This window comes from Thermosphaera sp. (assembly GCA_038827615.1).
In the GTDB taxonomy this organism is placed as follows: domain Archaea; phylum Thermoproteota; class Thermoprotei_A; order Sulfolobales; family Desulfurococcaceae; genus Thermosphaera.
Genome location: JAWBNK010000002.1, coordinates 135,572 through 147,625 on the forward strand (window position 1 = coordinate 135,572; position 12,054 = coordinate 147,625).

The 12,054-nt window shown below is 50.7% G+C and carries 11 protein-coding genes, 1 tRNA gene and 1 other RNA gene; 8 read left to right on the plus strand and 5 right to left on the minus strand.

Features of this window, described 5'->3' with window-relative positions:
- Window positions 1–22: 22 nt before the first annotated feature.
- From QXH45_06990 to QXH45_07000, 3 genes are read left to right on the plus strand one after another with little or no spacing between them, the layout of a single operon-like run.
- Window positions 23–595 (plus strand): transcription factor TFIIE, encoded by a 573-nt coding sequence (locus QXH45_06990; protein MEM2078986.1) that lies wholly within the window; start codon window positions 23–25, stop codon window positions 593–595.
- A complete protein-coding gene (locus QXH45_06995; protein MEM2078987.1) occupies window positions 585–1,571 on the plus strand; it encodes a DNA cytosine methyltransferase in 987 nt (328 codons plus the stop codon). Before QXH45_06990 ends, QXH45_06995 begins: the two co-directional genes overlap by 11 nt.
- Entirely contained in the window at window positions 1,571–2,017 is a 447-nt protein-coding gene (locus tag QXH45_07000; GenBank protein ID MEM2078988.1) for a RecB-family nuclease, read from the plus strand. The genes QXH45_06995 and QXH45_07000 overlap by 1 nt, the downstream gene beginning before the upstream one ends.
- On the opposite strand, the gene QXH45_07005 is transcribed toward QXH45_07000, so the two are convergent.
- Window positions 2,007–2,957, minus strand: coding sequence for an aldo/keto reductase (locus QXH45_07005; protein ID MEM2078989.1), 951 nt, complete (start codon window positions 2,955–2,957; stop codon window positions 2,007–2,009). The two genes, QXH45_07000 and QXH45_07005, sit on opposite strands and share 11 nt — an antisense overlap.
- Before the next feature lie 73 nt (window positions 2,958–3,030).
- On the opposite strand from QXH45_07005, the gene QXH45_07010 reads away from it, so the two are divergent.
- A complete protein-coding gene (locus tag QXH45_07010; GenBank protein MEM2078990.1) occupies window positions 3,031–4,041 on the plus strand; it encodes an FAD-dependent oxidoreductase in 1,011 nt (336 codons plus the stop codon).
- Window positions 4,042–4,088: 47 nt separating this feature from the next.
- Window positions 4,089–4,162: transfer RNA gene (locus QXH45_07015), tRNA-Ile, on the plus strand.
- 33 nt (window positions 4,163–4,195) lie between these two features.
- Here the strand turns inward: QXH45_07015 and ahcY are convergent.
- From ahcY to QXH45_07030, 3 genes are all read right to left on the minus strand, one after another.
- A complete protein-coding gene (gene ahcY, locus QXH45_07020; GenBank protein ID MEM2078991.1) occupies window positions 4,196–5,452 on the minus strand; it encodes an adenosylhomocysteinase in 1,257 nt (418 codons plus the stop codon).
- 78 nt (window positions 5,453–5,530) lie between these two features.
- Window positions 5,531–6,217 (minus strand): dolichol kinase, encoded by a 687-nt coding sequence (locus QXH45_07025; GenBank protein ID MEM2078992.1) that lies wholly within the window; start codon window positions 6,215–6,217, stop codon window positions 5,531–5,533.
- An 88-nt stretch (window positions 6,218–6,305) separates the two neighbouring features.
- Window positions 6,306–8,696 (minus strand): DNA polymerase II, encoded by a 2,391-nt coding sequence (locus QXH45_07030; protein MEM2078993.1) that lies wholly within the window; start codon window positions 8,694–8,696, stop codon window positions 6,306–6,308.
- 64 nt (window positions 8,697–8,760) lie between these two features.
- Here QXH45_07030 and QXH45_07035 point away from each other — a divergent pair, with 64 nt between their 5' ends.
- The gene (locus tag QXH45_07035) at window positions 8,761–9,831 is read left to right on the plus strand and encodes an mRNA surveillance protein pelota (protein MEM2078994.1); all 1,071 of its coding nucleotides are present in this window, start codon (window positions 8,761–8,763) and stop codon (window positions 9,829–9,831) included.
- Here the strand turns inward: QXH45_07035 and QXH45_07040 are convergent.
- Window positions 9,828–10,541: a nucleotidyltransferase domain-containing protein gene (locus tag QXH45_07040; protein ID MEM2078995.1), complete on the minus strand. Its 714-nt coding sequence runs from the start codon at window positions 10,539–10,541 to the stop codon at window positions 9,828–9,830. The two genes, QXH45_07035 and QXH45_07040, sit on opposite strands and share 4 nt — an antisense overlap.
- Window positions 10,542–10,622: 81 nt before the next feature.
- Between QXH45_07040 and QXH45_07045 the strand changes: the two genes are divergently transcribed.
- A complete protein-coding gene (locus QXH45_07045; protein ID MEM2078996.1) occupies window positions 10,623–11,693 on the plus strand; it encodes a M50 family metallopeptidase in 1,071 nt (356 codons plus the stop codon).
- Between the two features lie 47 nt (window positions 11,694–11,740).
- Window positions 11,741–12,022: signal recognition particle sRNA (gene ffs, locus QXH45_07050), an RNA gene on the plus strand.
- Window positions 12,023–12,054 lie beyond the last annotated feature (32 nt).

A 12,054-nucleotide genomic window follows, 5' to 3' on the forward strand; every position in this document is an offset into this window, starting at 1 on the left:
GAGTGTATTAATAAATTAAATAATGACCGAGCGGTCTTTGTTGTGCCTGGTGATAAAACTGTCGAGAAAGAGAAGCGGCAAGGACGACACACTGATAAGTTTGACGAGGGAGATGATTGCTAAAACATACGGAGACATAGCTCTACAGTTATTCGATTACATGATGAATAACGATGGCTACGTCGCAGAGGAAACCCTCACTAAGGACACCGGTGTCAAGTCGAACGAGGGAAGGAGGATCCTTCAGAAAATGTCTGAGGAAGCCATAGTGGTGCCCGGCAAACTGAAGACGAAGGATTCCACCCTTCACATCTGGGTTTTAAACAGAGTAGCATTCAAGAGTTTTATCCTCAACAGGCTGAAGAAAGCCAGGGAGAGGCTTGAGGCAAGGCTGATTTTCGAGAGGGAAAACATCATCTATGAGTGCCCTGTCTGCGGGAGGAGATACTCGTTCGATGAAGCGTACTTAAACGACTTCAAATGCATGAACGACGGAGCCGACCTTCTCGAGTCTAATAACGAGGAGATCTTGTCCCTGCTTGAGGCCAAGATAAAACAGCTTGACGAGAAAATAGCGGAGCTGAGTGAGGAGTAGGTTGAGAAAGTATACCGTCGTAGACTTATTCTCCGGAGCTGGAGGATTCTCGCTGGGCTTCCATCTCACGAATAGGTTTGAAACCCTCTTAGCAGTCGACAACTACAACCCGGCGGGATTGACATACAAGCTCAACTTTCCTAGGGTAAGGGTACTATTAGAGGATGTTAAAGACTTGAATGCTTCATTGCTGAGGAAAATTCTCGGGGACACGAGGATCGACGTCCTGATAGGTAGTCCCCCCTGCGAGCCCTACACGGGGGCAAACCCTAGGCGGGAGCGCATCCCTTTAGACAGGCTTTACAAGGATCCAGCAGGTCAGCTGACTCTACACTACATCAGGATCCTCGGAATACTCCAGCCCCGGGTCTTCGTAATGGAGAACGTTCCAGCTATCGTGGAGGATGGTTTGAAAGACGCGTTGAGGAGGGAGTTCGAGAGAGTTGGCTACGGGGAGGTGTATTTTAACATTCTTGAAGCCGAGAAGTATGGGACGCCGAGCCATAGGAGGAGGATGTTCGTATCCAATATTAAGATCGAGCCGGAGCCGTCGCCGGCTAAGATAACGGTGGAAGAAGCCCTGAGGGACCTGCCGCCCCCCGGTAATTACCCTCCGAACCACGAAATGCCGAAGGAGCCTTCTGCGAGGAAGATCAAGAAGATGAGTCGCCTCGACTGGGGTGAGGCAATGATCCGCTATCAGGGCGCGGAGAAGGAGTTGCCGAACCTGATACGCCTCCACCCGAAGAAAATAGCTCCCACGGTCCTAGGCTCCTCCCGTTTCATACACCCCTATGAGAACAGGTTTTTAACGGTTAGAGAGCAGGCAAGGCTGATGGGGTTTCCCGACTCTTTTATCTTCACTGGAGGAAGGGATGATCAGTACAATATGATAGGTGAGGCTGTGCCAGTACCGCTCGCCAAGGCGATAGGTTTATACGTTGCGAGAAAACTGGATGAAGAAGGGGGATATTAGTGTACGTAGTGCTCTACTCGCCGACGGGCATTCACAAGGTCGTAGAGTTCTTGAAGACAATGTACCTCTACGAATCCTTTACCCCAGTGATAGTTAAACCCATCGGCGCTGCAGCCCAGATAGGTATTCCCGAGGCCCATAAAATAGCGTTCAAAACCGGGAAGCCGTTGATAGTGCTCCCCGAGCTCTCAGATGTCTCCAAGGTCCTCGGCGCTAACCCTGTTTACTACTTGAGCGAGGATGGAGAGGAGAAGGATTTCGAGGAAGTCTTCGCGGCAAACACCAGCGCGGCGGCTGTCCTGAACGCAGGGGATGTCGAGCCGAGTAGGAGAGAGCTTGAGGGTGTTAAGATGGTGTGGATTAAAAAGTTTCCCAGGGGACTTCCCTCCTCAGCCCTCTCCGGTATTATAGTTTACAATGCACTATTATCGAAAACTACCAGGTAACATAGGATATTTTAACGGCCCTGCTCTCCCTGTCTATTAGCCTCCAGTCGTCGTAGGACATCTCCCAGCCGACAGCCCCGGCTAATTCCTCAACCTGCTCGGGCGTTTTAGCACCGGGTATTGGAAGCATCACTGGACTATACTTGAGCATCCAGTTCAACACGACTTGGGAGGGCTTTTTACCGTACTTGCCTGCGACCTCCTTTATAGTGTTGATTAGCTTCTCTAGTTTAGCCATGTTGTCCGGGTGGAAAACTGCTTCAGTGCTCCTAACATCCTTAAACTCCGGCAACGTCTCCAGCGTGTATTTCCCAGTGAGAGCCCCCTTCGCCAGCGGGCTCCAAGGTATGAAAGTCAAATCGTTTGCCTCAGCATAAGGTATGAGCTCCTCCTCAGCCCAACGCTCGGCTAGGTTGAACCTGTACTGCATGCTCACGATGTCCGTGAAGGAGAAACTGGACCTTAATTCCTCGATCAACACCACGGGATAGTTGCTGACTCCAACGTACTTCACCTTACCCAGGAGGACCAGCCTCTCGAGCGTTTTAGCATACGCCGTTGTTGGGAAATTGTGCCAGCACGGAGGCCAGTGTAGCTGGAGAAGATCGATGGAGTCAACCCCCAGCCTCTTCAAGGATTTATCAACTGCCTTGAAAATATCATCGGGGTTTAGGAAGTCGCCGGGTATTTTCGTGGCTATTATGACTTCGTCTCTCTTAACTCCAACCTCCTTGAGAGCCTTGCCGAGGAATTCTTCGCTCAGCCCTCTCCCATATACCATTGCAGTGTCGAAGAAGTTTATTCCTAGTTCGACGGCCTTGGCGACAACCTGCTTTGCCTTCTCGTAGTCGGTTAACCCCCATGCTTCACTGTACTGCCACGTCCCCAGCCCTAGTCTCGAGACTTTTAGATCGGTCCAACCGAGAGTCGTGTACTCCACGTTTCACACCAATTATATAATTATTCTACATGTTTAAAATGCTTGTAACGTTACTAATGATTAGGTGAGCCTAATGAGTGCTAAGTTCAGGGTCACAGGATTGTCCGCGGTTCGAACCAGCCCTATGTTGGAGGATAAGTATGAAACCATAGTGGTTGGAGGAGGTCCGGCGGGTTTAACGGCAGCCTTGTACAGTGCGAGATACGGTCATAAAACCCTCCTCGTCACAAAGCTCCTAGGGGGGAACATTACTGAGGCCCCACTGGTGGATGATTACATAGGAATACCTGATATAACTGGGAACGACCTCGCAGATAAGTTTGTCAAGCACGTGAAAAAGTATAATGTCCCAATAGTAATCGACGAGATCACGGACGTGTCCCGTAAGCCGGAGGAGAACTTGTGGTGCGTCCGTTTAAGGGATGCCAGGAGGGAGGTTTGCGCGCATGCAATCATCCTCGCAGTAGGTTCGGAGAAGAAGAAGCTGAACGTCCCGGGAGAGAAGGAGCTTGTCGGCAAAGGCGTATCCTACTGTGCAACATGCGATGGCCCGTTGTTCAAGGGTAAGGTTGTCGCAGTAGTTGGAGGCGGTAACGCTGCTTTAACATCAGCAATATACCTGTCCAAGATCGCTTCGAAAGTATACTTGATTCACAGGAGGAGCGAGTTCAGAGCTTTCAACGTCTACGTTGAAGCAGCCCGCAACACCCCAAACATTTCAATGCTCCTCGATACAGTGGTTACAGAGGTCATTGGAAAGGAGAAAGTTGAAGCAGTAAGAGTGTTAAACAAGGTTGAGGGCAGAGAGGAGGTTATCCCCGTAGACGGGTTATTCGTCGAGATAGGGCTACAACCACCTGTTGAATTCTTCAAGAAGATTGGTCTAGAGCTGGATGAAACGGGCAGAGCGAAAGTCAACGTGGACAGGAGCACTAACCTGCCGGGCATATTCGTGGCTGGTGATGCAGCGGGAGGGCCCTTTAAGTACAGGTTTGAACAGATAATAACAGCGGCTGCTGACGGCGCAATAGCTGCTGACGCGGCGTGTAAATACATCTGCGCGCTTAAGCAAGGGAAACGGTAAAGATTAAAAAACCAATAGTCCACTTAAGAATCATGAGGACACTCAATGGGCCCGTAGCTCAGCCTGGTAGAGCGCCCGGCTCATAACCGGGTGGACCGGGGTTCGAATCCCCGCGGGCCCATGCTCCTCGCTGACCTCAAGCATCCTGGTTGAATCACGTACCCGCTTTCCAGGATTTCAAATACTCCTCCTGCTCAGGCGTCAAAACATCGATCGATATCCCCATCGCCTCCAGCTTGAGGCGAGCCACCATTCTATCGGTTTCTATCGGAGGATTCATCACTCTCGAGGGCAGTTTACCCCTGTTCTCGACGAGGTATTTAACGGCTAGGAACTGGTTTGCGAAGCTCATATCCATTACCTCGCTGGGATGTCCCTCCGCGGCTGCGAGGTTGACCAAGCGCCCTTCGGCGAGCAGGTAGAGCCTTCTCCCATCCCTCAGCCTGTACTCCTCCACGTTGCTTCTAATCGCTCTCTTCCCGACGGACATTTTCTCCAGGTCGGGTATCCATATCTCAACGTTGAAGTGGCCCGCGTTTGCAAGTATGGCTCCATCCTTCATCAGCTCGAAGTGCTCCCCCCTGATCACAGCTTTGTTCCCAGTAGCGGTTACAAATATGTCTCCCAGCGGCGCAGCCTCGATCATTTTCATGACTTCGAAACCGTCGTGAACTGCTTCGAGAGCCCGTATAGGGTCGACTTCAACCACTATTACTCTCCTAGCGCCCAGCCCCCGCGCCCTCTCGGCAATTCCTTTCCCAACCCATCCATACCCGGCGACAACCACAATCTTGCCTGCCACCAGGATGTTCGTAGCCCTCAATATGCCGTCGAACGTGCTCTGCCCCGTGCCGTACCTGTTATCGAACATGTGCTTCGTGTAAGCATTATTTACGGCTATGACCGGGTACTTGAGAACCCCCTCCTTCTCCATTGCTACGAGCCTGTTGACGCCGGTCGTAGTCTCCTCCGTGCCGCCGATGACTTCTCCGGCAACACCAGGGTATTCAGCGTGAAGTAGGGCGTGCAGGTCAGCGCCATCGTCAAGTACTATATCGGGGCGTTCTTCAGCTATCTTGCGGAGACACCAGTAGTACTCCTCCGGGGTTTGCCCCCTCCAAGCATAAACCCTTACACCGTACTCGACGAGGGAGGCGGCCACGTCATCCTGCGTCGACAGTGGATTGCTCCCTGCAAGCAGGACTTCGGCGCCAGCATCCTTGAAAGCCTTAACGAGTACTGCTGTCTCCTTGGTGACGTGGAGAACTGCTCCTATCTTGAGGTTTCTAAACGGCTTATGCTCGCGGTGCCTCCTCCTGAGGAGCATTAAAACTGGCATGTGGTTCTCAGCCCATTCGATCTTAAGGCTTCCCTCTCGAGCCAATTCCAAATCCTTTACCCGATAGTTCAAGCAACACACCCTAGTCTGAAGGATCTTCTTCATTGATTAAATATGTGAAACAGTTCGGCAGGGATTTGCAATATAAGGTTAGACTCCGAAAAACCTGAACCCTAGGATTATCAGGAAGCTCACCAAGGGAACGGTTATGTTGTCATCGATTTTGCTGTGTATTTCAAAATGCTCTACAATGCTCGCGATGAGTCCCGCAAGAGCTCCAGGCAATCCTAGTACGATTTGTCCAACCGGCACGGTGACGACCGCCATTGCTAGATTGCCGAACCACGATTTGTTCCTCCTATTATATAATGCATTCCTCACTATCCCCGTCACGCCATCGCCGAAAGACATGAAGGCTACTGGTACAACACCGTACGCCCAGTCTCGGAAAACAACCCATGATGCAATCATGACAAGTCCCCACATTATCACGAAGTTGACCTCGTTAATGTTGTCAGGGTCCTGGAACCAGTAGAAGAGCCTACCGGTTTTATGCGGTATGTACGTGGCGAGAAACAGTAGCACCAGCATCGGTATTATCGTTACAGGTGTTGAGTACCCGAGGAGGGGTATGAGTATGGATACTACGCCTCCCGCAAGTATGTGTATTATCTTCCTGTTATAATATACTGCTTTAATATGGGTTACGCCTCTCTTGATCATTGCATCGTATGTGATTTTCGTTAGAGGTATTACAACGATCAATACCCATATGAATAGGATTGTCGTGTAAATCGTCTCCCTTATTAACACATCTGTTGACAATCCCCCTGTCATAAGATAACCTCTTTAAACACGTAATTAACTAACGGTGGAAACATAATAAAATATTTATCTTATATATCCGCATGTAACGTCTTCGCGATCACTGTTTGCCCAAGTAGTCGAATAAACTCCTCTTACCGGCGGTTGACGCGACTCTTTTCAAATCGTTCTCCGTAACTCCAAAGTACTCGAGGACTCTCAGGGCTGCAGGAATCACTTGATGCTCAATATAGTAGTTGACGTCTAAAAGCCTTGGGTCTTTGACAAAGTTGAATGGCTCAGCCCTCTCCGATATCTTGCCGGGGCCCTTGACTACGACGAAACCGATCTTGTCTCCAACATCTACTCTTAAGCCCTTCCTCTCTAGTTTTCGAGCGGCAGCTACATGGGGGGATTCTACATCGTATTCTTCAATCCTCTTCGTCAAAGTCTTCCATATCACTAGCTTCTCGATGGGGATCTTACTTTGCATTAGGCTAGATATAACGGTTTTCACGTATTCGACGGCCTTGTCAACATTCTTCTCCCTCAACAGTATGCTGGTAATGTTTTCCTGGACTTCTTTAGCAAGCTCCGTCCAATCGCCTCTAACTGCTTCAAACCCTACGATGTCTACTCGGCCATCCTTTAAGAGGCCCGCGTACCTTTTCTTGGCCTCTGTGAAGAACACCCTCTCGTAGATCTTGTCGATCTTTATATCGAAGCCTAGTTCTTTCTCAACATACTCCATAAGCTCCTTGACCCTGGATGGGTTGTTTTCAACGAACAAGGAGTCAGTGTCCCCGTATACCACTTTCAAACCAATCTCCCTGGCCTTGGTTATCACTCTTGTAATCATAGACCTGCCCCAAGCAGTTACGGCTTCAGCGCACTCGCGGCAATACCATCTGGCTCCAAGCCAGCCCATATAGCCGTATGCAGCGTTCGCCAGTATTTTCACTGCTCGCTGCCTCTCGTCGAGAACCCTGTACTCCAAGCTTTCAGGGGGATATTTCTTCAACTCCTCCCTCAACCGCCTCCTAACGTCGAGGAGCATTGACAATACGTTCTTGAAGAAGCCGGGAGGCTCCCTCCTGAAGCAGTGTCCAACCTCCGGGGCAATGTTGTGGTTGTTAGGAGAGCAACTGGTGGTTTTTTCAATAGTGTCTGGACCAACGTTGTACTTGATCATGATGTTGGGATACATGCTTGTGAAATCGAGGACTACGATGTCCTCGTGTATTCCTTTCAAAGGCGATAAAACTACGGCCCCCTTATACGTTTCAGCCTCCTTCTCCTCCCTGTTCGGGGTCAACTCGTTGCTCTGAAGCGCTTCATGCATTAGGAACCATTCAAGCCTGTTTCCAACGCTGGCGGCTCCAACCTGGTCTAGGGGAAGCCTCGTAATATTCGATAACTGCATCGCGAAGGGCAGGAACTTCTCCGATAACCCCATTGTCGAGCGGACATCGTCTTCATTATACTTTAGCAGAATGCTTCTCTTCGAGGGATCGTTCCAGTACTTCGGGAACTCCATGTAGTCTATTAAAACCCTCGACTCCCTCTTCATAACCCCTAAGTAGTCGGCGACAATATCCAGGCTTTTTATCTTAATCTCAGGTATCTCCTCCGCGTAATCGTAAAGGTCGACATTCAGCCTCCCGGTGATTGATACGTGACCATACGTGCTCGTCGATGGAGGTGAGTCCTTCTTCCTCCCCACGTCAAGCCTAACTCCTAGGACGCGAGCCCTCTCAAGTAGGTATTGCCAATCAAACCTGTTGCTATTGTAGCCTACAATGATATCGGGGTCGTACGATTGTATGAATTTAGCGAACTCCATTATCGCGTGCTTGTCGCTCATTCCCTCGGCAAGGAACTGTTTGAACAAGCCCTCGCTTGTTAAAACCCCTATGATGATCACGGGGTCTCTCTCGGGTTTAGGGCTCCCCGTCTCGTTGTAGACTTCAATGTCGAATGCAAGTATCCTGAGCCTAGGGGTCGACCAGTCGTCGAGGGGCGTTATCTCCCCGACCACTTCATACTCTTCTTCGACTCTATACTGAGGATTCTTAACCCTCGCCTCTACTTCAGCCCTATGCCACCCGCAAGGCCTTAAATGATGGTCGAGTACGTATCTCAGGCTGAACCTGATGTCTGCTTCAACGACTTCCAACACCTCGGGCACCTGCTTAACCTTCTCCCTATACCTCCTCACATACTCGGGAATTACAGTAACGATCTTCAACGCGGTGACAGGTTTTCCAAAGTACTTCTTCTCAACCGGCTCCACTCTGATCAGCGGTGAAGCCGCTTCAGATAATGCAGTGATCCTCCTCGCGACGGCATCGGGCTGGGACGCCTGGCGCAGGATAGCGTAGAAGTATGGTCTAAAGCGCCTGTCCCTTAAAAGTATCCTCTTCCCATCTCTACTGATCCCCCAAATTATGATGTGGGGTTCCTGAGAAACTATTTCATAACTCACATCCAACAGGTAGAAATCGAGCAGCATGGGTTTCCCGTTAAAAATAATGTTTAAACAATCTCATAAACATGCTACGTGGGTGTGGTTGGAGTTGAAAATAGTTGAGGAGGACTTGAAGAAGGGATGGGTCAAGATACTCGTGGAGGATGAAGACGACCTGTGGATACTGTACAACCTGCTCGACACAGGGGATATCGTTTACGGTAGAACCACCCGCGAGGTGAAACCAGGTGAGGGAGGCTCCAGCAGGAGGGTGGCGATGAACCTGGGTTTAAGGGTTGAGAAGCTCGAGTTCCAGGAATTCTCCGACAGGCTGAGGATACGAGGAGTCGTGGTCGACGGGCCGGAGGAGTTTGGGGTTAAGGGGCATTACCACACAATCAATGTATCCCCCGGGGACGTATTATCGATTTTCAAAGAAAAATGGTCTGAAAACCGGCTTGAGACGATTAGGAGGAGCTCCGTGAAGAGGAAGAGAATCATGCTAGTCAACATCGACTACGATGAAGCATGTATAGCGGTGCTCACCGAGCAAGGGGTTCTTCAGCTGGGAGAGTCTTACGGGAGGTTGCCCGGGAAGATTTATGCTGGAAACTATGAGGCCATGTTGAACAACTATATTGACGATGTTTTAAGGCAAGTCCTCGACTACCTGTCTAGGGAGAAGATGGATGCCGTTATCGTCAGCGGCCCCGGCGATGTTAAAAACGTCCTCGCCAGCGCGATCAGATCCAGGAGAACCGATGTACCCGTTCACGTTGACTCCACGTCAATAGGAGGGTGTAGCGGGCTGAGCGAGCTCCTCCGCAGGGATGTTGTCAAGAAGGTTGTTTCAGAACTCTCTATAGTAAGGGCTAGGGAGGTTTTCGAGGTTTTCAAGAGGCTCGTCGTTGAACAACCGGATAGGGTTGCATACGGGGTTGACGAAGTTTACTGTGCTTCACTGATGAACGCCGTGGAGAAACTGGTCGTAGTCTCCGACTTAATTAAAAGCAGTGATGAATCGGTTAGGACTAGGGTCTTCGAAATACTGGAGAGATGTTATGCGTCTAGGAGCGATGTTTGGATGATATCTGGGAGGAGCGATATTGGGGTTGAAGTAGCCGGCTTCGGAGGCGTTATCGCCCTCTTAAGATATGCTCTACAGGACAAGACATGCTAGGGTTGGAGAACCCTCCTCACAATGCTGTTCCTCCTCGATAGTTCTTGAATGGCTTGCTCGAACGTTTCATCAGGCCGGAGAACGTGTTTCAGGAAGACGCCGGTTCTGCCAACGCTGTCCCTCCTGCTCAGGACTCTCACCCTTTCGAGCACGGTTTCAACGCTGATTCCGAGCTTCTGGGCGACGATGTTCTCGTAGCCGATTACGGGGGATTCCAAGTGGCCGGTCTCAACGGGCTCGATGAAAACTAGCTTCTTGTTAACCCCGGGGACCCGCTTATTCTCAAGCAAGCCGTCGATGTCAAGCAAACCCCCGAACTTGTAGAACTCGTATTCACGGGTCTTCAAGTTGGACAATGGGAAGCTCACCGTCCTGCGCTCCTCGTCGTCAAGGATGATGTAGGCCTTGGGCGTGTTAACCGGCGTAGCCATCACTATGTACTTCTTTCTAGCCTGTAGCCCCGAGGCCTCCAAGATGTATTCAAGCCTGTAGGAGGGTATGGTGTACGGGATGAAGACGTCTACATCGCTTCCCTCCCAGACATCCCCCCTGGCCAAGCTACCGTGGACAACGGGTTTGAACCCGCTTGCCGCGAAAACCTGCATTATCTTTAAAGCCTCCCTCCTCAACTCGTTCAGCAGGGCCCAGTGTCTCGAGTCGTAAGTTACTTCTTTAAACTCGGGCGTCCTTTCAATCTTCTCCCTAACCACGTTGAAAACCTCACATCCCCAGGGCATTCTCATTATTTAAATTACGTTTTACCATATTTTTACCGTGGTGTGCAGAGATACATGGATACGTTAACAATAGGTCTCATAATCATTCTAATCGCCTGGCTCGTAATTAACGCGGTATTCAGGGTTGTTAAAAACCATCGTGCCGTGAAGGGGCTTGAGCTCAAATACGGCGTCCTACTTATCTTGAAGGGGAGGTTAGCCCCGAGGCCTGGTAAATGGTTTAGAAAACTAAACTACGTCTTCACCGGCTTGTTCATTGCTTCGCTAGGGCTCTTCCTATACTTCTCAATCACCACGGTGGCTTCGAGAATTTGGAGCAATGCCCCCGGGGCCGTGCTGCTCATCCCAGGGGTCAACGTGAGGGGTTTGGACGTGGTATACTTCGTAATAGCGGTGAGCATTGCAGCGATCACTCATGAATACTTCCACGGTAAGACGGCGGTGAGCAACGATGTCGAGGTCAAATCGTTCGGATTCATGATTGCTTTAATCCTACCCCTGGCTTTCGTAGAGGTCTCGGAGGAGAAGTTCAAGTCATCCGCCCTGAAGGCCAAGTCCAGTATTCTAGCGGCGGGAGTCGCAGTCAACCTTTTAATAGGTTTAGCGTTCTTCTCGCTCATCCTACTACTCTCGACCCCAGCACTCTACGTAGTTAACGTGGAGGCTAACAGCATCGCGGACTCGGTTGGAATTTCCAGCGGGGATGTATTATTATCCGTGAACGGGACGAAGCTAGCGGGCTTCAATGACTTGAGGAGCGTTCTCTCCGCAAGCGTGGAAGGAGTGCTCGAGTTCAAGGTTCTGAAACCGAGCGGTGAGGTAGTGTTGAAGCATGTTTACAAGAACGCATCCCCCATCAAGCTCGGCGTCGAAATAGCGGAGACCAGAGTAGCGGCTGAAGGTTTGACCGGGTTCCTCGGGTATCAAGCAGGCATGATGTTGCTGAAGCTGCTTTCATGGATATACTTAGTAAACTTTAACCTTGCCCTGATTAACGCGGCGCCGCTTTTCATAACAGACGGAGGCAGGATAATCTACGAGGTGCTGGGGGACAAGCTCGGACTAATATTGAACTCGATGGGCACACTACTTCTCGTTTTAATGATAGCTCCCCTCCCCTTCTAGCGTTGAAATAGTTAATAATCTCTAACGATAAAATAATAAACGCCCGCGAGCCATGGGGAGGGTCCAGCTCTGCTGGACCAGAAAACCATGCACGGCGCGGCGGACCCCGTCAACCCCCACGCGGGTTGGTGATCCCCGCCCCATGGGGCTTGCGGAGGCGGAGCCCGCTTCGGAGGAAGCGGGTGAACCGCCTTAGCCAGGGGAACCCGGCCAGGCCCGGAAGGGAGCAACCTAACCCTGGACGCAAGCGTTCATGGGTCACCGGGGCTGAAGCCTGCGTGGAAGGGCTCTGGCGGGGGTCTTCCGTGTCGTGCATGGAGCTGTGGCTCGCGGGCTGTTTAAACGATTATTTAAAGCCATA

What these genes read in the sequence shown, in the direction of transcription:
- QXH45_07045 (MEM2078996.1), top strand. Translation starts at nt 10,623, where the DNA reads ATGGATACGTTAACAATAGGTCTCATAATCATTCTAATCGCCTGGCTC.
- QXH45_07025 (MEM2078992.1), bottom strand. Translation starts at nt 6,217, where the DNA reads ATGACAGGGGGATTGTCAACAGATGTGTTAATAAGGGAGACGATTTAC.
- QXH45_07010 (MEM2078990.1), top strand. Translation starts at nt 3,031, where the DNA reads ATGAGTGCTAAGTTCAGGGTCACAGGATTGTCCGCGGTTCGAACCAGC.
- QXH45_07030 (MEM2078993.1), bottom strand. Translation starts at nt 8,696, where the DNA reads ATGCTGCTCGATTTCTACCTGTTGGATGTGAGTTATGAAATAGTTTCT.
- QXH45_06990 (MEM2078986.1), top strand. Translation starts at nt 23, where the DNA reads ATGACCGAGCGGTCTTTGTTGTGCCTGGTGATAAAACTGTCGAGAAAG.